Origin of the sequence: Williamsia sp. (assembly GCF_016462415.1) — a bacterium.
Taxonomy (GTDB): Bacteria; Actinomycetota; Actinomycetes; order Mycobacteriales; family Mycobacteriaceae; genus Williamsia_A.
Window position 1 is genome coordinate 1 of sequence record NZ_JAEMTF010000059.1, and the last position, 19950, is coordinate 19950.

Sequence of the window (19950 nt, forward strand, 5' to 3'; positions counted from 1 at the left end):
GTCCAACGGTCCCGATCAGCCGCCGCCGACCGGCCCCTGTGTCGATCCCGACCCCGCTGTCATCGCGACCTGCCTGGGCGCAACCAGCGCGGTGATGGCCGGCGATGCCAAGGGCGAGTCGACAGTGGTCGCCGAACGGACCACCGGCCAGATCATCTCCACCCGCCGCAACGGCCCCCGGCGCGTGGTCGACACCGTCCCGGTCGACGCCGACGGCGACGGCGGCCTGATGGACTTCGCCCCGTCACCGACCTTCGAGCAGGACCAGCTCATCTACGCCTACATCTCCACCGCGTCGGACAACCGGGTGGTGCGCATCGCGCCCGGTGACACCCCGAAGCCGATCCTCACCGGGATACCCAAGGGCGCGAGCGGAAACGTGGGGTCCATCCACTTCAAGTCGCCCACCGAGCTCATCGTGGCCACCGGTGACGCCGGCGACCCCGCCGCGGCGGCGAACCCGTCGTCGCTCGCGGGCAAGCTGCTCTCGGTGACCGCACTGAACAGCGGCAGCACCGCGCCGCCCCGGGTGCTGGCCTCGGGACTCGGGGCCAACGCGGTCATCTGTTCCGACGCGGCCGACGGCAGCCTCTACCTCACCGACCGCGCGCCCACCGAGGACCGCCTGCAGATCATCGACACCACCGGCACGCTGCGGGCGCTGTGGACATGGCCCGACCGACCCGGCATCTCCGGATGTGCCGCGGCGAACGGCACCGTCGTGGTCTCGACCGCGCGAACGCAACGCGTCGAGATGCTCAGTGCGCCGACCCGCGAGCGGCCGACCGTCGAGCCACCGGTCGTCGTCCTGGAGAAGCGCTACGGCGCCTTCGGCCGGATGGCCGCCTCGGCGTCCGGCGTCTTCCAGGTCGGCACGATCAACAAGCAGGCGGGCCGACCGGGCCCCACCGACGATCGCGTCGTGCGGTTCATGCCGCCGACCGCCTCGCAGAGTCGGCTCTGAGCTCTGCCGGCGATGTCAGCGCGCGACGCGCTGACCGGCGAGCAGCTCGTCCACGAGTCGACGCTTGCGTTCGAGTTCGTTCATCTCGGTGTCGATGTCGCTCAACGTCTTCCGGATCAGCCCAGCAACCTCGGGACACATGTCGACCTGCGTGCCGTTCATACACGGCAGTACCTCGGCGATGGTCTCGACGGTGAAACCGGCCGCGATGAGCATCCGGATCTGGGTCACCGATTCGATCGCCGACGTGGGAAAGTCGCGATAACCGTTGCTCAGGCGTTGCGCGCTGAGCAGACCGTGCGCGTCATAGTGGCGGATCGACCGCGCCGACACCCCGCACTCTCGAGCCAGCTCACCGATGCGCATCGTCACCTCCGAATCGTGATCTGAACCACTCGACGCTTGACCTTGACACCGAGGTCAACGTTTAGCGTCAGCAATTATGCCGACCACACAGCGTGTCCGCGACCCCCACGTCATCATCGCCGGATCGGGCCCACCGCTCGTACTCGCCCACGGCGCGGGCGGATCCGTGGCCGCCAACTTCACCGGTCTCATCGACGCACTGTCGACGGAGCGCACTCTGATCGGCGCCGACTACCCCGGCTCGGGCGGCACTCCGTCCGATGCCTCCGCTCTCGACCTCGACGTCCTCGCCGACACCCTCGTCGCCACCGCGGTCGATGCCGGGTTCGACCGATTCCCGGTGCTGGGTCTGTCACTGGGATCCGCGGTGGCGCTCACAGCGGCACTCCGCCACCCCGACCGGGTGACCGGACTGATCCTGACCGTCGGGTTCGCCACCGCCGACCCGCAGATCCGGTTGGTGGTCGACACCTGGTCCACGCTGGCCGCCGTGGACCGTCGAGCCCTCGCCGGATACCTCGTCAGCCTCGCCTCCCCCGCGGTGCTCGGCGAACTCGACGACGCGACCGGCGCCATCGACGCAACGCTGGCCGACTATCCCGACGGAGGCACCGATCAGGCGCGTCTCGCGGCCTCGGTCGACATCGCCGCCTCGTTGGCGGCGGTGTCGGCACCCACCCTCGTGGTGGTCGCCGGGCAGGACCGGATCGTCCTTCCCGACTCCACTCGTGGGCTCGCTCGACAGATACCGGGTGCGACGACGGTCGAGTACCCCGACGCCGGCCACATCTTCACGCCGGCGGAATCCGTGACGTGGATCGCGGACGTCGCCGCGCACCTGCGCACCCACCGACTGTGAGAGATCGACCGTGAGGGACCGCCGGGCGCTCGCGACGCCGGCGCTCGCCGGGGCGCTGTTCGTCTACCTGACCGCCGAGATGTTCCCCATCGGCGTGCTCCCCGAACTGGCCCGCGATCTGGACACCACGGAATCCCGGGCGGGATCACTTCTCTCCGTGTACGCGGCCATCGCCGGTCTCGCGATCCTGCCGGCGGTGTCGATCGCGCGTCGATGGGACCGGCGTCGTGTGGTGGTCGGGTCGCTACTGCTGCTGGCGCTGTCGCAGGTCGCTCTGGCCGGTGCACCGGACCTGCAGTGGGCGTTGGCGGCTCGGGCCGTGGGTGCGGTTCCGCACGGTGTGCTCTGGTCGGTGGTACCTGCGGTGGCCGCGTCGCTGCGCCCACAGGAACCGGGGCGGGCGACCGCACGGGTGTTCGTCGGGGGATCACTGGCCCTCGTCGCAGGAGCCCCGGCGATGACCGCGCTGGCCGGGTGGACGGGATGGCGCATCGCCGCGGCGTCGGTCGGTGCGCTGGCGCTCGCGCTGGCCGCCGTGGCGGCTCTGTCCCTCCCGTCGATGCCCGCAGAGGCGCGACAACCGCCCGGAATACGCGCGACCGCGTTGTCACGACCGATCGTGTCCATCTGTGCGACGACGGTCGCGATCGTCACCGCGAGCTACATTCCCTACACGTTCCTGTCCGTACTGGCCGACGACGTCTCGATCAGATCCTCCGGGCTCGCCGGCCTCCAGATCGGCTACGGTGCAGCGGGATTGGTGGCCGTAGCCCTCATCGGTCGCCTGCTCGACACCCGGATCCGCACAGCGCTGGCCTTGGTGACGGGCGGTCTCGTCATCGCGTTCGGCGCGATCGCGTCATGCTCGGGCGCGGTGATCTTCGTGGCCGCCGTCGTGGTGTGGGGTGCGGCCTTCGCCTGCGCCGCACCCACGCTGCAGACAGCGGTGCTCCGGACCGACGACGCTCACCCCGTTGTCGCGTCGGCGATGTACGTGCTCGCCTTCCAGATCGGGATCATGGCCGGATCGTGGTCGGGTGGCGCGGTCATCGACGAGGTCGGTTCGGGGTGGCTCGCCGCGTGCGGTCTCGGCGGCGTGATCGTGGCCGGGATCCTCGCGATCCCGCTGTTTCGCGCCACGAACGCGCAGACGAGGTGACGCCGCTCAGCTGCAGGACGCGAGGACCAGTTCCTTGACCCGCGCCGGATCGGCCTGTCCGCGAGTGGCCTTCATGACGTCGCCGACGATCTTGCCCGCCGCGGCGACCTTGCCCGAGCGGATCTTCTCGGCGATGTCGGGGTTGGCGGCCAGGGCTTCGTCGACGGCGGACTGCAGTGCGGAGTCGTCGCGGACGACCTCGAGACCGCGGTCGGCGACGATCGCGTCCGGTTCACCCTCGCCGTCGAGTACCGCGACGATGACCTGCTGGGCCAACTTGTTGGTGAGCGTGCCCGCCTCGACCATGGCGATGACCGACGCCACCTGAGCCGGCGTGATCGGCAGGTCGGCCAGTTCGACCTCGCGGGTGTTCGCCTGCTGCGCGAGGAAACTGACCCACCAGCTGCGAGAAGCCTCGGCCGGCGCACCGGCGTCCACGGTCGCGATGATCAGGTCGACGGCGCCGACGTTCATCAGATCGCGCATCACCTCGTCGGAGACGCCCCACTCCTGCTGGATCCGCGCGCGACGCAGCCACGGCATCTCCGGCATCGTCGTGGCCAGTTGCTCGATCCACGCCGGATCCGGCTGCACGGGAGCGAGATCGGGCTCGGGGAAGTAGCGGTAGTCCTCGGCGGTCTCCTTGCGGCGACCCGCCAGCGTCGTGCCGTCGGACTCCTGGAAGTGCCTGGTCTCCTGGATGATCTCGCCACCGGCGCGCAGGATCGCGGCCTGCCTGCGCATCTCGTGGCGGACCGCGACCTCCACGCTGCGCAGCGAGTTCACGTTCTTCGTCTCGGTGCGCGTGCCGAACTCGGTCGCGTCCTTGGCCATCAGCGACACGTTGGCATCGCAGCGCAGCGACCCCTGGTCCATGCGGACGTCGGAGACGTCGAGCGCCTTGAGCAGATCGCGCAGCGCGGTGACGTAGGCCCGGGCGACCTCGGGGGCGCGTGCCCCGGTCCCCTCGATCGGCCGGGTCACGATCTCGACCAGGGGGACGCCGGCGCGGTTGTAGTCGAGCAGCGAGTGGCTCGCGCCGTGGATGCGTCCGGCCCCGCCGATGTGCAACGACTTGCCGGTGTCCTCCTCCATGTGCGCCCGCTCGATCTCGATCCGCCACGGCGTGCCGTCGGCGAGCACGACGTCGAGGTGACCGTCGTAGACGATCGGCTCGTCGTACTGGGAGATCTGGTAGTTCTTCGGCTGATCGGGGTAGAAGTAGTTCTTGCGCGCGAACTGGCTCGACGGACGGACCGTGCAGTTCAGGGCCAGGCCGATCCGGATCGCCGACTCGACGGCCGCGGCGTTGACGACCGGCAACGATCCGGGCAGACCGATGCAGACCGGGCACACCTGGGTGTTGGGCTCGGCGCCGAACTCCGTCGGGCAGCCGCAGAACATCTTGGTCGCGGTCCCCAACTCGACGTGCACCTCGAGGCCCAGGACCGGGTTGAACTCGGCGATGACGTCGTCGTAGTCGATCAGGTCGGCGGTCGGAGCAGTCATGCACACCAGTTTATGCCGGGGCGGATCGTCGGTCGGCTCGGCACTCCTGCCGCGAGGTCCAGGGTCGAGATCAGGGCGATCACCGATGCCGCGCGCCGACGAGATCCCTACCGTCGGTGGTCCACCCCCGATCACAGGAGCGTTCATGTCCTATCACCCACCCGTCCCGTCCGACCGCACTCCCCGACTACGACGATCACGCACCCAGTCGTGGTTCGGCGGCGTGTGCGGCGGGATCGCGGAACGCTTCGGCCTCAGCGCCGGGCTGGTCCGCCTGCTGTTCGTGGTGTCGATCGTGCTGCCGGGACCGCAGTTCCTCGTCTACCTCGCGCTGTGGATCGTCATCCCGCGCGACTGAGGCCGCCACCCACTCACCCGAAGATGACGCGGATCTCCTGATACTGGTCCTGCGGCACGGTCTTGTGGTTGGCCAGGGCCTCACCGAAGTCGACCCGCACGATGGCCGTTCCGCGCAGCGCCACCATGTGGCCCCAGTGCTTGTCGGCGACGAGGTCGGTGACGGCCATCCCGAGTCGGGTCGCGAGGACACGGTCGAACCCGGTCGGCGATCCGCCTCGCTGGATGTGCCCGAGCACCGTCGACCGCGTCTCGATGCCGGTGCGTTCCTCGATCAGCGGGGCCAGCACCTCGGCGATCCCGCCCAGGCGCGGGCGGTTGAACCCGTCGACGCCCTTGGTGGAGTGCGCCTGGTCCATGTCCGGGAGCGTGAAGCCCTCGGCCACGACCACCATCGGCGACCGTCCGCGGTTCTTGACGCTGGTCACCCACGCACAGATCTGGTTGAGGCTCTCCGGCTGTTCGGGGATCAGGATCGCGTGGGCGCCGCCGGCGATGCCCGAGTACAGCGCGATCCATCCGGCGTGGCGACCCATCACCTCGAGCACCATGCAGCGCTTGTGGGAGTTGCCGGTGGTCCGGAGGCGGTCGATGGCCTCGGTGGCGATCTCGACGGCGGTGTCGAAACCGAACGTGTAGTCGGTGGCGTCGAGGTCGTTGTCGATCGTCTTCGGCACGCCGACGATGTTGATGCCGTCCTCGAAGAGCCGCTTGGACGCCGAGGCCGTCCCCTCGCCGCCGATCGCGATCACGCCGTCGATGCCCAGCTCGTCGAGGACCTTCTTGATGTTCTCGGCACCCCCGCGGGGCTCGCTGTACGGTCCGATCCGGCTGGTGCCGAGGATGGTCCCGCCCTCGCGGGCCAGACCGCGCACCGAGCTGCGATCGAGGGGCATCACGTCACCCTCGACGAGACCGCGCCAGCCGTCGAGGAACCCGACGAACTCCTGTCCGTAGACCGTCTCGCCCTTGAGCACGGCACCGCGGATGACGGCGTTCAGGCCGGGGCAGTCGCCGCCGGAGGTCAGAATGCCGAACTTGCCCACGTGGTCGGTTCCCTTCGCAGCGTCTGATGACTCGTCGCTCGAGCGCAGTGCGCCTATCAATGTATGGAACGTGGCGCCGTGGCGCGCAGCGACCGGTCGGGCCCCGCATGTGAGCGTCACGCCGAGCCGGGTTTCGATGCCACCGGTATTGTTGTCGGGATGGGAACAGGACGGATCGATGCAGCACGCATCGCGATCGGCCGTCTTCTCGTGTTGGCCATCATCGTGGCCGCCGGCCTCATCGTCACCTCGGTGCTCACCACGTCCTCGGCCGCGACGATGTCGGTCCGCTCGGCGTCGGGAGCGTCCGGGAGCAGCACCCCCACCCAGATCGACGCGGCGGTCCACCTCGGCGACGACACCCCGGCCGGTGCGGCCATCGCCGCCCTCACCGGACCCGACCCGGTGCGCGCCCTGGCCCTGATCCCGTCCGGCTTCGTCACCACGATGGGATACCGACCCGTCGTCGACCTCGGGGTGCCCGCCAACCCCGACGGCGGGTGCTCGTCCCCGATCACACTGCCCGCATCCTTCGACGCACCCTGTAAGACCCACGACCTGGGCTATGACCTGTTGCGCTACAGCGCGACCACCGATCAACCACTGGGACAGTGGGCCCGGCGCGCGCTCGACTCGCAGTTGGTGCGCCGCATGCACGCCAGCTGCCCGGTCGACAGTTGTTGGGCCGCAGCCGACATCGCCGCGGCCGGGGTCAACGCCAACTCGGAGCGACAGGCCGACGGCGTGCCCCGCAGCGAGACCCGTACCCAGGTGTTCACCTCGGTCATCCGCTGGCTCTGGCAGCCGGTGGTGCACGCCGCGGAGTTCCTCGGCTCGGCATCGGGCCGCGCGGGGGTCGCCACCCTGATCGCCCTGATCGCGGTGCATCTGCGCCGCCGTTCGCGGCCTGTGTTCGCCGACGGTTGGCCCACCGTGTGGGCGATGGTGCGCCGGACCTCGATCCGCATCCCCACCTCGCGGGTACGCACCGAGTCCGGCCACTGACCGCTGCGCGTCGCACGGCGTCCGCTTCCCGAATCACCTTTCCTCCGCCCGTCGTTCTGACGTTCCCTCTTGACCGATCAACTGTCTGGACTAGTGTCTGGTCTAGAGTTCAGCCGTCCGGTCGTCGCGAGGAGAAGCCATGCCCATCCGGGTCGCCCACGTCGGGACCGGCAATGTCGGGCGATTGGCCCTGCGGCAGCTGATCGACGACCCGCGCTTCGAGCTCGTCGCGGTCGGCGTGCACAGCCCGGGCAAGGTCGGACGAGACGCCGGGGACCTCGCCGGACTGGGGGTGACCACCGGGATATCGGCGGTCACCGGGATCGACGCGGTGTTGGCCGCCGAACCCGAGTGCGTCGTCTACTGCGCCATGGGCGACACCCGCATGGGCGAGGCCACCAAGGACTGTCTCGCCGTTCTCGAGGCCGGAGTGGATCTGGTCGGATCGGCGCCGGTCACCATGCAGTATCCGTGGGAGATCATGCCCGACAAGCTGATCGAGCGGATCGAGACCGCGGGCCGGGCAGGCGACGCCAGCATGTACATCACCGGTGTCGACCCCGGCTTCGCGACCGACCTCATCCCCCTGGCGCTGGCGAGCACCTGCCAGAACGTCACCCAGATCACGTGCATGGAGATCGCCGACTACGCCACATACGACGGCGCCGAGGTCATCTTCGACGTGATGGGCTTCGGCAGCCCGGTCGACGACCCCCCACTGTTCCTGCAGCCGGGCGTGCTCAGCCTGGCGTGGGGGTCAGCCATCCGGATGCTCGCCGACGGGCTCGGCATCACCGTCGACGACATCGTCGACGAGAACGAGAGAGAGCCCGCACCCGAGGACTTCGACGTCTCGGCCGGGCACATCGCCGCGGGCACCACCGCCGCGGTGCGGTTCCGGATCAGCGGGATGGTCGGCGGACACGCTGCCATCGTCGTCGAACACGTGACCCGACTGCGCGATGACCTCCGACCGGACTGGGCGCAGTCGGCGCAGCCGGGCGGTTCGTACCGGGTGGAGATCACCGGCGAGCCGTCGTACGTCGTCGACATCTGCCCCACCAGCGTGCACGGCGACCACAACCACGCGGCGATCGTGGCGGCCGCCGGCCGGATCGTCAACGCGATACCCGCGGTCATCGCAGCCGCACCCGGTCTGCGGACCACGCTCGACCTGCCCCTGGTCACCAGCCGCGGTGTCTACCGCGCGCCGGCCGATGTGAACAAGTGAGGAACGAGACAGACATGGGACGTGTAGACGGAAAAGTGGTCCTGATCAGCGGAGGGGCCCGCGGCATGGGTGCCGCGCACGCCCGCGCGCTGGTCGCCGAGGGCGCCTCGGTCGTGCTCGGCGACATCCTCGACGACGACGGGACGGCACTGGCCGCCGACATCGGCGACGCCGCCCGCTACGTGCATCTCGACGTCACGCAGCCCGATCAGTGGGCCGCGGCGGTGTCGGCGGCAACGGAGACCTTCGGGTCACTGACCGGACTGATCAACAACGCCGGGATCGTCAACGGCTCGACGCTGCAGAAGTTCCGCCTCGACAAGTGGCAGCAGATCCTCGACGTCAACCTCACCGGCACCTTCCTGGGGATGCAGGCCGCCGCGGATCCGATCATCGCCGCAGGCGGTGGGTCGATCATCAACGTGTCGTCGGTGGAGGGGCTGCAGGGCAGTCCGTGGGCGCATGGCTATGTGGCCTCGAAGTGGGCGGTCCGCGGCATCACCAAGTCTGCGGCGTTGGAACTCGCACCGCACAAGGTGCGGGTCAACTCGGTGCACCCCGGGCTCATCCGCACGCCGATGACCGAGACCATCCCCGACGGGATGGTGAAGATCCCGCTGCGCCGATCCGCGGAGGCCGAGGAGGTCGCCGCGATGATCGTGTTCCTGATCAGCGACGAGTCGTCCTACTCGACGGGCTCGGAGTTCATCGTCGACGGAGGCCTGACCGCCGGGGTCGACCCCACCATCTGACGTCGAGCACCGGAGCCGAGCCGAATCGGTTCAGCGCACGCCGTTCTCGTAGGCGAACACGACCGCCTGCGCGCGGTCACGCAGCCCCAGCTTGGCCAGGACGTTGCTGACGTGCGTCTTGACCGTCTGTTCGGCGACGAACAGCGCCGTGGCGATCTCCGCGTTCGACTTGCCCTCGGCGACCTGCTCGAGGACCTCCCGTTCCCGAGCGGTCAGGTGCGAGAGCACGACCGCGGCTCCCGGCTGCGGTCGGCGGCGGCCGGTGACCTCCGCGATCAGACGACGCGTCACCGATGGCGCCAGCAGGGCATCCCCGGCCGCGACGACCCGGACGGCGCGCACCAACTCGTCGGCGGGTGCGTCCTTGAGCATGAAACCCGACGCGCCGATCCGCAGCGCCTCGTAGACGTAGTCGTCGATGTCGAACGTGGTGAGCATCAACACCTTCGGGGCGGTCGCGGTGTCGGCGAGCACCGCACGGGCCGCGGTGAGGCCGTCCATCTTCGGCATGCGGACGTCCATGAGCACCACCTCGGGGCGCAGACGGCGGATGCCGGCGACCGCGGCCGCACCGTCGGCGGCGTCACCGATCACCGAGATGTCGGACTGCGCGGCCAGCAACGCCCCGAAGCCCTGCCGGACCATTGCCTGATCGTCGGCGATGAACACCGTGATCGACACCGTCTCAGCCCATCGCCGCGTCGGAGACCGGCAGTCGCATGGGCAGCATCGCCGACACCCGGAACGCCCCCACGCCGTCCGGGCCGGCCACCAGGACGCCACCGATGGCCGCCGCGCGCTCGCACATGCCCGGGATACCGTGTCCACCCGACGATTCCGTCTCACCGGGGCCCTCCACCAGCAGATTGACCACCGTCACCCGGACCGACGACTCGTCGATGGCGACCTCGACGTCGATCCGTGCGCCGGGGGCGTGCCGCGTGGCATTCGCCAGGCACTCCTGCACGATGCGGTACGCGGTGAGACCCACGACCTCGTTGACCGTCTCGGGCCCGGCGCCGATGAGCCGGTGATCGACGACGATGCCTGCTCCGCGCGTCGCCTCGACGATGTCGGCGATGTCGGACACCCCGGGGTTGGGCGCCTGCGTGCTCACCTCACCGTCGACCCGCAGCACCCCGAGCATCTGCCGGACCTCGTCGAGGGCCTCACGCGCCATCACCGCGATCGACTGGAACTCGGCGTCGGCGGCCGGGGTCACGCCCTCGACGCGGAACTTCGCGGTCTGAGCGGCCACGACGACCACCGACATCCGGTGCGCGACAACGTCGTGCAGGTCACGGGCGATCCGAGTGCGTTCGGCGAGCACCGCGGTCCGCGATGCCGCCACGTCCTTGAGTTCGGTCTCGTGTGCCAGCTCGCGCCGGGAGCGCAGCAGCACCCGCAGCAGCCAACAGGTCACGAACAGCATCGTGAGACCGACGACCCACCCGAGGACCGCGCCTGACGGTGCGGCCACCGCGAACACCGCACAGGTACACATCCAGTACAGCGGGATCCACCGGATCGGTCCCCGCAGGCTGACCATCGCCGCGAGTACCAGCATCTCGATGATGTGGACGACCTGGACCGTCCACATCCACTCGTGGACCCGACCGAACAGTGCTCCGATGACCAGCGCCGAGATGAGCGAGATCCCCCATCCCAGCAGCGGATTGGCCCACGCCAACATGATCGGGAACGCCGCGAGGGCCGCGAGGACCGGCAGCAGGACCCCGATGACCGAGTGCGTCAGCGGCAGGGTCGGCCAGGCGATCGAGAACATGATGATCGCGACGACGGTGAACGCGATGTTCACCCGGCGGCCGATGAACGCGAGCACGGTCGGGTCGGCCGCCAGCGGCAGCTGCCGCACCTGCGAGCCGATCGTCTGCCATGTCCCGCGCCAGATCCTCACACCGACAACGGTAGAGCCCCCGGACCCCGGTTGTCCTCATACCTGAGAGGGAGACCCGGTCGTCCGTCGGTGGCAGCCCGGCGACGCCGAACTGGCTCTGCGGAACCGCTGCGAACAGCACCAATCGCCGATGCGGTGTTGGGCCTCGGCTTCCTAGCGTCGGTTCATGATCCTCGCATCCCGACGAATCGCATTGACACTGTTGACCTTCGGCCTGTTCTTGGCCCTCGGAATCGTGGCGGTCCAGGCCCGGGCGATGCCCGGCGCGGACGCCGACCCGGTTCCCGCCGACCTCGCCACCCCGGCCGGGTCCGCGGTCATGTCGTTGACCGGTCCCGAGCCGATGGCCGCCCTCGCCGATCTGGGGGCGCCGCCCCGCGCCGTCCTGGGCTACGACCCGGTGATCATCGACGGGGCGCCGGCGAACCCGCGGGGTGGGTGCTCGACGCCGGTCCCGCTCCCCGACCGTTTCGAACCGCTCTGCAAGATCCACGATCTCGGGTACGACCTGCTGCGCCTGGCCGCACGCTCCGGACGCCCACTCGGGCCGTGGGCGCGACAGCGTCTCGACCACGCCCTCGTCGAGGCGATGCACGACAGCTGCACCGACCCGATCTGCGAGATCGGCGCCGACCTGGCCGATGTCGGACTGCGGGCGAACACGTGGCGGCAACGCGCGGGTACCCCGATCACGCACGAGGGTGTCGGGGACATCGCGCTGTCGCTGGCCGTCCGCGCCGCAGAGGCGACGGCGCGATGACCCCCACTCGATCGTCTCGACTCCCCCACCCCGCAGGGGTGATCGGCGCGCTCGTCGGGGCGGCGATCGCGCTGGCCCCGGGTTCGCTGCCCCGAGAGATGTCGGTGCACGTCGCCCTGCTGACCGGGTGTCTGCTGCTGGGTGCGGGGATCGGGGGCATCGTCGGGCGACTGATGCCCGACCGGGCCGGCGATCGCGCGGCCGATCGCGGCCGCCGTGCCCGGGTCGTCGGCCTGACCACCGCGGTGTTCACCGGTCTGGTGCTCGCCAACGCATGGTGGCAGGACACCCTGCGCGCCGGTCTGGGCGAACCCGGGCCGGGACCCGCCTGGGTCGCGGTGTCGTTCGTACCGGTCGCGCTGTACGCGGCCATGATCCGGGCGCCCGGGCTCACGGCGGTCGCCGTCGTCACGGGCGTGGCCACGGTCGCGGGTCTGGCCCCCGCGACAGCCGGACCGCAGGGTGCGGTCGAGGGCGCCGCGACGATGAGCAGGGCGGCGGCGTTCACGACCACCGATGCCGCCGCGACGTCGCTCCGCCTGTACTCGTCGTCCGACGGCCGGCCGGTCGATCACCGCGCGGCGGAGCTGGTCGATCGGTGGTCGTCGGCGGGCGGCGCCCGGCGCGCGGCCGTGGTCGTGGCCGTCCCCACCGGTTCGGGATGGGTCGACCCCGATGCAGTACTCGGGTTCGAGCATCGACTTGGTGGTGATGTGTCGGTGATCGCGTTGCAGTACAGCGACATCCCCAGTTGGCGGGCGTTCGTCTCCGGGACCGACACCGCTCGGGCGGGCGCGATCGCCGTGACCGCGGCTCTGACCCGGGCCGTGGGACGGTTGCCGGCGGCTGCGCGACCGCAGATCTACCTCTACGGGCAGAGCCTCGGCGCGATCGGGGCCGACGCGGCACGGACGTGGGCTGCCACCCGCGCCGGGAGTGTGCCGGTGTGCGCCACCGTCCTCGCCGGAGCACCGGCGGGAACCGTTGCCGCGCAGGCACCCCGACGCGTCGTGCTCGCCAACGCCAGCGACCCGGTCGTCCGATGGTCACCCCGGCTGCTCTGGCGACCGCCGACGCGATCGACCGCACCGGCCGACCTACCGCGCCCGGCCTGGTTCCCCGTCGCCGGTTTCGTGCAGGCCAGCGCGGATCTGGTGGGCGCCCTGTCGTTCCCGGCCGGGCACGGCCACCAGTACGGCACCGAGCAGGGCACGTCGGCCCCGCTGTGTCCGGGTCAGCCCGCCGTCGGTCAGACCAGTGGTCCGCGCGCCGCCTCGTATGCGGCGCCGACGCGGTAGAGACGGTCGTCAGCCTGGGCGGGTGCCATGATCTGCAGTCCGACCGGCAGTCCGTCGTCGGCCGAGAGCCCCGACGGCACCGACATCGCGCAGTTGCCTGCGAGGTTCACCGGCAGGGTGCACAGGTCGAACAGGTACATCGCCAGCGGGTCGTCGGCCTTCTCACCGATCTCGAAGGCCGTGGTCGGCGTGGTCGGCGACACCAGCACGTCCACCGACTCGAAGGCGGTGGTGAAGTCCTGGGCGATCAGCGTCCGGACCTTGAGGGCCTGACCGTAGTACTTCTCGTAGTAGCCCGACGACAGCGCGTAGGTACCGATCATGATGCGGCGCTTGACCTCCGGGCCGAAGCCCTGAGCACGCGTCATGGCCATCACCTCGTCGGCCGAGTGGGTTCCGTCGTCGCCGACCCGCAGTCCGTACCGCATGGCGTCGAACCGCGCGAGGTTCGACGACACCTCCGACGGCAGGATCAGGTAGTAGGCACCGAGCGCGTACTCGAAGTGCGGGCACGAGACCTCGACGATCTCCGCGCCACGCTCGCGCAGCACCTCGACGGCGGCGGTGAACGACGCGAGCACTCCGGGCTGGTACCCGTCGCCCTGCAGTTCGGTGACGATACCGACGCGCACACCGGCGAGATCCTGCTCGGCGCCGCGGCGCGCAGCACCGACCACGTCGGGAACCGGCGAGTCCAGCGAGGTGGAGTCGCGCGGGTCGTGCCCGGCGATGACCTCGTGCAGCAGGGCTGCGTCGAGGACGGTGCGGGCACACGGGCCGCCCTGGTCCAGCGACGAGGCGCAGGCCACGAGTCCGTAGCGCGACACGGCACCGTAGGTGGGCTTGACGCCGACGGTCGCGGTGACCGCGGCCGGCTGCCGCACCGAACCACCGGTGTCGGTGCCGATGGCCAGCGGCGCCTGGAACGACGCGAGCGCCGCGGCGCTGCCACCGCCCGATCCGCCCGGGATCCGGTCGGTGTCCCACGGGTTGCGGGTGAGCTGGTAGGCGGAGTTCTCGGTGGAGCTGCCCATCGCGAACTCGTCCATGTTGGTCTTGCCGAGGATCGGGATGCCGGCCTCACGCAGTCGGCGCGTGACGGTCGCGTCGTACGGCGGCACCCAGCCCTCGAGCATCTTCGACCCGCAGGTGGTGGGCGCATCGGTGGTCGTGAAGACGTCCTTGAGGGCAAGCGGGACGCCGGCGAGCGACGATGCGGGCTTCTCCCCCGCGGCGATGGCGGCGTCGACGGCCTGCGCCGCGGCGATCGCCTGAGTGGACGTGACATGCAGGAACGCGCCCAGATCACCATCGGTGCGTTCGATCTGGTCCAGGTGGGCGCGGGTCACCTCGACCGACGACAGCTCACCGGAGTGGATCTTGCCTGCGAGGTCGGACGCCGACAGGCCGGTGATGGGCCCGGCGTCGCGGATCGCGGTCACTGCTCCTCGCCCAGGATCTGCGGGACGGCGAAGCGGGACTGTTCGACCGACGGCGCGCCGGACAGGGCCTCGGTCGGGGTCAGTCCGGGGACGATGACGTCGGGGCGCAGGACGTTGGCGAGTCCGGCCGGATGGGCGGTCGCGTCCACGCTGTCGGTGCGTACCTCCGAGATCTGCGCGACGTGGGTCAGGATCGAATCCAGCTGGCCCGCATACTGATCGAGTTCGTCATCGGAGAGCGCCAGGCGCGACAGGCGCGCCAGATGGGCCACTTCATCCCGGGAGATGGCAGACAACGATGCGTCCCTTCTACAGAGCAATCGGGTGGAGACCAGGCACGGCGACCACGCACCGAGCCTAGTGGTCGTGTCGACGGCGACGACCGTGGCCCGCTCAGCCCAGCCAACGGCGGAGCCGCGCGGTGATCCACGGCAGGACGAGGTACACCATCAACGGCGTGTTGATGAGGGTCGCGATGAGCGTCTTGAGCACCAGCGGGACGCCGTCGAGGTGGGCCACCACGGCGACGTTGATCAGCAGGCTGAGCGGGAAGAACCCGAGCCAGATCGTGATCGCCTGCTTCCAGCGCGCCGGCGGTGCACCGATGACCCGGACCGCGTTGGTCAGGGTCGACTGCGGCTCGAACCATCCCTCGATGCCGGACAACCGGTGCACCGCGGACTCGACCGCGACACCCTCACCGCGCGAGAGCCAGGCGCGGCGGACCGGTGAGCGTACCCAGTCGTCCATCTGCGCCTCGTTGTCGAACCGATAGACCACGTAGTAGTCCGACGAATCCTGCGCCGAGCGCAACCACCCGCCGCCGAGGAATCCGGGAAAAGTCCGGGCCAGGGCCATCCCGGCGTCGGTCCACGCGAGGAAATCGTGTTCCCGGCCGGCCTCGATCCGACGGGCGACCGACGTCGTGACGTGTTCGGCGGGATATTCGGTGTGCTCGGCCATGGGTCAATGGTGGCACCGCGCGCCGCATCCGCCCGACCGAGCGAACGACCACGGGCCCACGATCGCCTCACTAAGCTCTCCAGACCATGATCATCGTCACAAGCAACGACGTTCCGGGCTACCGCATCGGCTACACCTTCGGTGAGGTGTTCGGTCTCACCGTCCGTTCCCGCAACATCGGTTCCAACATCGGCGCCGGGTTCAAGGCGATGGCGGGCGGGGAACTCAAGGGCGTCACCCAGCTGTTGCACGACTGTCGCCAGGAAGCGTTGCACCGGTTGGCCACCGAGGCCCAACAGAAGGGCGCGAACGCGGTGGTCGCGTTCCGGTTCGAGACCACGGAGTTCGGTGGGACGGGCATCGAGGTGTGTGCGTACGGCACCGCCGTGGGTGTCGAACCACTCGATCCGACCAATCCCGGCGTCGTGCCGACGAACTGAGCGGCACCGCGACGCCGCCGCCGGGGCGGCGGTGATCCCCACCCGGTGGGACAATGACCAGCGTGTCGTACCTGCTGCGGGTCTACCTGCAAGATCGTCCGGGAAGTCTCGGTCTGCTCGCGGTGTCGTTGGGATCGGTCGGTGCCGACATCCTCTCCCTCGACGTCGTCGAACGCGGTGACACCTACGCGGTCGACGACATCGTCGTCGAGGTGCCGCGCGGGTCGTTGCCGGACACCCTGATCACCGCCGCAGAGAACGTGGACGGGGTGCGGGTCGACTCGATCCGGCCCTACACCGGGGTCCTCGAGACCCATCGCGAGCTCGAACTCGTCGACCGGATCGCGTCCGCTCCGGCCTCCGAGCGACTGCAGGTCCTGGTCGACACCGCTCCCCGCGTGATGCGGGTGTCGTGGAGCACGGTGGTCACCCTCGGCGGTGGCGGGGTGCTGCAGCTGTTCGGCAGTTCCAGCGCTCCCGAGACACGCCTGACCGAGGTGGACTGGCTCCCGATCGCGGAGGCAGGACAACTCGACCCCGACGCGACGTGGGTGCCGCAGTCCTGGAAGGACTCCGACACCCGCCTGGCCGCGGCGCCGGTCGGCTCGTCGTCGAAGGCGTTGCTGCTGGGCCGATCCGGGGGCCCGGACTTCCGCCCCTCCGAGATCGCCCGGTTGGGTTACCTGTCCCGGATCGTGACCACGATCCTCGCTATTCCGAAGGTTCGCTGACACTGTCCGGTGGCCCGTCGGCGAGGAGCGCCTTGAAGCCGTCCTCGTCGAGGATGGGCACGCCGAGCTGTTCGGCCTTCTCCGCCTTCGTCCCCGGTGATTCGCCGACCACCACGAACGCGGTCTTCTTCGACACCGACCCCGACGCCTTGCCCCCGCGCACCAGGATCGCCTCCTTGGCGCCATCACGGGAGAAGTCCTGCAGCGAACCGGTCACGACGATGCTCAGCCCCACCAGCGTGCGCGGGATCGACTCGTCGCGTTCATCGGCCATCTGGACACCGGCGTCACGCCACTTGTCGACGATCTCGCGATGCCAGTCGACAGCGAACCAGTCGACCACGCTCTGCGCCAAAGTGTTCCCCATCCCCTCCGCCTGCGCGAGCTGCTCGACGTCGGCGTTCTCGATGGCCTCGAGGGTGCCGAACTCGGTGGCCAGTGCGCGGGCCGCGGACGGACCGACGTGTCGGATCGACAGCCCGACGAGCACCCGCCACAACGGCGCCGACTTGGCCTTGCCCAGATTGGTGAGGAGCCGTTTGCCGTTGGCCGACAACGCGCCGTCCTTGGTGACGAACAGATCCGCCTTCGCGAGATCCTCTTCGGTCAACGAGAACAGGTCGGCCTCGTTCTCCAACACCCCGGAGGACAACAGTGCCGTCGCCGCCTCGTACCCCAGCGCCTCGATGTCGAACGCGCCGCGGCCGGCGAGGTGGAACAGACGCTCACGCAGCTGCGCGGGGCACGAACGGCTGTTGGGGCAACGGATGTCGGCGTCGCCTTCTTTCTCGTGGCGCAGCTCGGTTCCGCATTCGGGGCAGTGCGTCGGCATCTCGAACTCGGTCTCGCTGCCGTCGCGCAGGTCGACGACGGGTCCGAGCACCTCGGGGATGACGTCGCCGGCCTTGCGGATGGTGACGGTGTCGCCGATGAGCACGCCCTTGCGCTTGACCTCCGACGCGTTGTGCAGCGTGGCCATACCCACGGTCGAGCCGGCGACGAGCACCGGCTTCATGTAGGCGAACGGGGTCACCCGCCCGGTGCGGCCGACGTTGACCCGGATGTCGAGCAGCGTCGTCGTCGCCTCCTGGGGCGGGTACTTGTAGGCGATCGCCCATCGCGGTGCCCGCGAGGTCGAGCCGAGGCGCCGCTGCAACGCGGTGGTGTCGACCTTGACGACGATGCCGTCGATCTCGTGCTCGACGTCGTGCCGGTGCTCACCCCAGTAGCTGATCTTCTCGAGGATCTCGTCGGCGCCGGACAGCTTCGTCGTGTGCGTCGAGACCGGCAGTCCCCACGCGCCGAGGGCGAGGTAGGCGTCGTGCAACGACTCCGGCGCCCATCCCTCCAGCTTGCCGATGCCGTGGCAGATCATCCCGAGCCGACGGCGGGCGGTGACCTGGGGGTTCTTCTGCCGCAGCGAGCCGGCCGCCGAGTTGCGCGGGTTGGCGAACGGGGCCTTGCCCGCCTCGACCAGCGACGCGTTGAGCGCCTCGAAGTCCTCGATGCGGAAGAACACCTCGCCACGGACCTCGAGCAGCGACGGGATCGGGTACTCGTCGGACGGGGTCAGACGGTGCGGGATGTCGTCGATGGTCTTGGCGTTGAGTGTCACGTCCTCGCCGGTGCGTCCGTCACCCCGGGTGGTGCCGCGGACCAACGTGCCGTTCTCGTAGACGAGTGCGAGGGCGACGCCGTCGATCTTGAGTTCGCAGAGATAGTCGAGACCGGTACCGGCGTCGGCCTGGACCCGGTCGATCCACGTCCGCATCTCGTCGGCGTCGAACACGTTGTCCAGCGACAACATCCGTTCGAGGTGGTCGACCGCGGCGAACTCGGTCGCGAACCCGCCCCCGACCATCACCGTCGGCGAGTCCGGTGTCGCCAGTTCGGGGTGATCGGCCTCGAGCTGCTGCAGCCGCTTGAGGAGCGTGTCGAACTCGCCGTCGGTGATGACCGGCGAATCCTTCACGTAGTACCGGAACTGGTGCTCACGCACCTCCTCGGCCAGGGCGGACCACTGCTCACGCAGCTCGGCGTCGGGGCTCTCATCCACGGATCAAGGCTAGTCCAGACGTCGGACACCGCTAGAATTTCGCACACCATGCCGCACCCGATCATGTTCTCCGACGACGACCCGACGCTGGCGCGCGTACGTCGGATCGCCCTCGCGCTGCCGGAGGCGACGGAGGTCATCGCGCACGGCCGGCCGACGTTCCGGTGCGGCAAGATCTTCGCCTACTACGGCGGGTCGGTGAAGGGCGGCGACATGATGGACACCTCGCTGCTGTTCAAGCCAGATCCGACCGAGGCGCACGCGTTGTCCGATGACGCACGGTTCTTCGTACCCGCCTACGTCGGTGCGTACGGATGGCTCGGGCTCGATCTGTCGAGAGCACCCGACTGGGATGAGGTCGCCGAGTTGCTCGACGCGAGTTTCCGGCTCGTCGCACCGCCGAAGCTCATACGCCGGCTCGACGGGTTGTGAGCTGACCGACGCCCCGCATGGCGACCGCTGACCCGGGCGGGGTTGTGCCATCCTGGACGGCGTGCCCACTTCCCTTCGCGACTACTGGTGGGCGATCCTCATCGTCCCGGTCGCCGTGGTCGTCACCGCCATCCTGGTGACCGGGCTGTTCACCGGTTCCGATCCGTCCCCGGGTTCCGCCGTCGCGGCGGCTGTCACCTCCAGTGCCCCCGCACCCGGCAGTGAGGCCCCGACCAGCAGTGCCAGGACCGCGGTCGAGGATGCGGTCGCCTGCGCGGGCAACACCGGCACCCGGCTGGTCACGGTCAGCATCTCCGAGCAGCGCATGTGGATGTGTCAGGGCACCAGGACGGTCAGCGCATCGCCGGTCACCACCGGCATAGACAACGCCGCCGACCGCACCCCCACAGGCACCTGGAAGGTCGTCGCGCGCGAGACCGACCGATTCCTCGTCGGTCCCGACTACCGCGTCCACGTCGACTACTTCCTGCCGTTCTTCGACGACTACGGGTTCCACGACTCGCCGTGGCAGAAGTTCCCCTACGGCTCGCAGGACTATCGGACCGGCGGCTCCCGCGGATGCATACACGTGCCCGGCCCCGAGATGGCGGCGTTGTACCGGTGGGCGGCGGTCGGGACGACCGTGACGGTGCGAGCCTGAC

The 19950-nt window shown here is 69.7% G+C and carries 22 protein-coding genes; 13 read left to right on the forward strand and 9 right to left on the reverse strand.

The genetic code is table 11. The features are described from left to right. Positions 1 to 964: PQQ-dependent sugar dehydrogenase (locus tag JHC79_RS14775; RefSeq protein ID WP_296392080.1), on the forward strand; the 964-nt coding region annotated here is incomplete at its 5' end. A 15-nt stretch (positions 965 to 979) separates the two neighbouring features. On the opposite strand, the gene JHC79_RS14780 is transcribed toward JHC79_RS14775, so the two are convergent. Next, the gene (locus tag JHC79_RS14780; protein ID WP_296392136.1) at positions 980 to 1330 is read right to left on the reverse strand and encodes a MerR family transcriptional regulator; all 351 of its coding nucleotides are present in this window, start codon (positions 1328 to 1330) and stop codon (positions 980 to 982) included. Between the two features lie 76 nt (positions 1331 to 1406). Here JHC79_RS14780 and JHC79_RS14785 point away from each other — a divergent pair, with 76 nt between their 5' ends. Then, positions 1407 to 2189 (forward strand): alpha/beta hydrolase, encoded by a 783-nt coding sequence (locus JHC79_RS14785; RefSeq protein WP_296392082.1) that lies wholly within the window; start codon positions 1407 to 1409, stop codon positions 2187 to 2189. Between the two features lie 10 nt (positions 2190 to 2199). Continuing rightward, positions 2200 to 3348 carry an MFS transporter gene (locus tag JHC79_RS14790; RefSeq protein ID WP_296392085.1) on the forward strand — a complete coding sequence of 383 codons (1149 nt, stop codon included), beginning with the start codon at positions 2200 to 2202 and terminating at the stop codon, positions 3346 to 3348. A 6-nt stretch (positions 3349 to 3354) separates the two neighbouring features. On the opposite strand, the gene gatB is transcribed toward JHC79_RS14790, so the two are convergent. Further along, positions 3355 to 4857, reverse strand: coding sequence for an Asp-tRNA(Asn)/Glu-tRNA(Gln) amidotransferase subunit GatB (gatB, locus tag JHC79_RS14795; protein ID WP_296392087.1), 1503 nt, complete (start codon positions 4855 to 4857; stop codon positions 3355 to 3357). 145 nt (positions 4858 to 5002) lie between these two features. On the opposite strand from gatB, the gene JHC79_RS14800 reads away from it, so the two are divergent. Then, positions 5003 to 5215: a PspC domain-containing protein gene (locus tag JHC79_RS14800; protein ID WP_296392089.1), complete on the forward strand. Its 213-nt coding sequence runs from the start codon at positions 5003 to 5005 to the stop codon at positions 5213 to 5215. A gap of 13 nt (positions 5216 to 5228) precedes the next feature. Here the strand turns inward: JHC79_RS14800 and JHC79_RS14805 are convergent, their stop codons facing one another. Then, positions 5229 to 6260 carry a 6-phosphofructokinase gene (locus JHC79_RS14805; protein WP_296392090.1) on the reverse strand — a complete coding sequence of 344 codons (1032 nt, stop codon included), beginning with the start codon at positions 6258 to 6260 and terminating at the stop codon, positions 5229 to 5231. Between the two features lie 159 nt (positions 6261 to 6419). Between JHC79_RS14805 and JHC79_RS14810 the strand changes: the two genes are divergently transcribed. From JHC79_RS14810 to JHC79_RS14820, 3 genes are all read left to right on the forward strand, one after another. Further along, positions 6420 to 7265 (forward strand): hypothetical protein, encoded by an 846-nt coding sequence (locus tag JHC79_RS14810; RefSeq protein WP_296392092.1) that lies wholly within the window; start codon positions 6420 to 6422, stop codon positions 7263 to 7265. Between the two features lie 139 nt (positions 7266 to 7404). Further along, positions 7405 to 8496 carry a diacylglycerol kinase gene (locus JHC79_RS14815; RefSeq protein WP_296392094.1) on the forward strand — a complete coding sequence of 364 codons (1092 nt, stop codon included), beginning with the start codon at positions 7405 to 7407 and terminating at the stop codon, positions 8494 to 8496. Positions 8497 to 8510: 14 nt separating this feature from the next. Beyond that, entirely contained in the window at positions 8511 to 9248 is a 738-nt protein-coding gene (locus tag JHC79_RS14820) for an SDR family oxidoreductase (protein WP_296392096.1), read from the forward strand. A gap of 30 nt (positions 9249 to 9278) precedes the next feature. On the opposite strand, the gene JHC79_RS14825 is transcribed toward JHC79_RS14820, so the two are convergent. Both JHC79_RS14825 and JHC79_RS14830 read right to left on the reverse strand, forming a co-directional pair. Next, on the reverse strand, positions 9279 to 9929 hold the full coding sequence (locus tag JHC79_RS14825) for a response regulator transcription factor (protein ID WP_296392098.1): 651 nt from the start codon (positions 9927 to 9929) through the stop codon (positions 9279 to 9281). Between the two features lie 4 nt (positions 9930 to 9933). Then, entirely contained in the window at positions 9934 to 11166 is a 1233-nt protein-coding gene (locus JHC79_RS14830) for a histidine kinase (RefSeq protein ID WP_296392099.1), read from the reverse strand. A gap of 166 nt (positions 11167 to 11332) precedes the next feature. On the opposite strand from JHC79_RS14830, the gene JHC79_RS14835 reads away from it, so the two are divergent. Together JHC79_RS14835 and JHC79_RS14840 are read left to right on the forward strand one after the other, a co-directional pair. Continuing rightward, positions 11333 to 11926: a hypothetical protein gene (locus tag JHC79_RS14835; protein WP_296392101.1), complete on the forward strand. Its 594-nt coding sequence runs from the start codon at positions 11333 to 11335 to the stop codon at positions 11924 to 11926. After that, positions 11923 to 13224 (forward strand): alpha/beta-hydrolase family protein, encoded by a 1302-nt coding sequence (locus tag JHC79_RS14840; protein ID WP_296392103.1) that lies wholly within the window; start codon positions 11923 to 11925, stop codon positions 13222 to 13224. The genes JHC79_RS14835 and JHC79_RS14840 overlap by 4 nt, the downstream gene beginning before the upstream one ends. On the opposite strand, the gene gatA is transcribed toward JHC79_RS14840, so the two are convergent. The 3 genes from gatA to JHC79_RS14855 all read right to left on the reverse strand — a co-directional run bounded on the left by gatA (position 13176) and on the right by JHC79_RS14855 (position 15629). Then, entirely contained in the window at positions 13176 to 14666 is a 1491-nt protein-coding gene (gene gatA / locus JHC79_RS14845) for an Asp-tRNA(Asn)/Glu-tRNA(Gln) amidotransferase subunit GatA (RefSeq protein WP_296392105.1), read from the reverse strand. The genes JHC79_RS14840 and gatA overlap by 49 nt on opposite strands. After that, entirely contained in the window at positions 14663 to 14962 is a 300-nt protein-coding gene (gene gatC, locus JHC79_RS14850; RefSeq protein WP_296392107.1) for an Asp-tRNA(Asn)/Glu-tRNA(Gln) amidotransferase subunit GatC, read from the reverse strand. Before gatC ends, gatA begins: the two co-directional genes overlap by 4 nt. A gap of 97 nt (positions 14963 to 15059) precedes the next feature. Continuing rightward, complete coding sequence (locus JHC79_RS14855) at positions 15060 to 15629, reverse strand: antibiotic biosynthesis monooxygenase (RefSeq protein WP_296392109.1); 570 nt, start codon at positions 15627 to 15629, stop codon at positions 15060 to 15062. 86 nt (positions 15630 to 15715) lie between these two features. On the opposite strand from JHC79_RS14855, the gene JHC79_RS14860 reads away from it, so the two are divergent. Both JHC79_RS14860 and JHC79_RS14865 read left to right on the forward strand, forming a co-directional pair. Then, complete coding sequence (locus JHC79_RS14860; protein WP_296392111.1) at positions 15716 to 16069, forward strand: YbjQ family protein; 354 nt, start codon at positions 15716 to 15718, stop codon at positions 16067 to 16069. A gap of 53 nt (positions 16070 to 16122) precedes the next feature. Then, on the forward strand, positions 16123 to 16800 hold the full coding sequence (locus JHC79_RS14865) for an amino acid-binding protein (RefSeq protein WP_296392113.1): 678 nt from the start codon (positions 16123 to 16125) through the stop codon (positions 16798 to 16800). On the opposite strand, the gene ligA is transcribed toward JHC79_RS14865, so the two are convergent. Next, the gene (gene ligA / locus JHC79_RS14870; protein WP_296392116.1) at positions 16781 to 18856 is read right to left on the reverse strand and encodes an NAD-dependent DNA ligase LigA; all 2076 of its coding nucleotides are present in this window, start codon (positions 18854 to 18856) and stop codon (positions 16781 to 16783) included. The two genes, JHC79_RS14865 and ligA, sit on opposite strands and share 20 nt — an antisense overlap. Before the next feature lie 48 nt (positions 18857 to 18904). On the opposite strand from ligA, the gene JHC79_RS14875 reads away from it, so the two are divergent. Both JHC79_RS14875 and JHC79_RS14880 read left to right on the forward strand, forming a co-directional pair. Next, positions 18905 to 19288: an MmcQ/YjbR family DNA-binding protein gene (locus JHC79_RS14875; protein WP_296392117.1), complete on the forward strand. Its 384-nt coding sequence runs from the start codon at positions 18905 to 18907 to the stop codon at positions 19286 to 19288. A gap of 61 nt (positions 19289 to 19349) precedes the next feature. Then, positions 19350 to 19949: a L,D-transpeptidase gene (locus JHC79_RS14880; protein ID WP_296392119.1), complete on the forward strand. Its 600-nt coding sequence runs from the start codon at positions 19350 to 19352 to the stop codon at positions 19947 to 19949. The last annotated feature ends 1 nt before the right edge of the window (position 19950 follow it).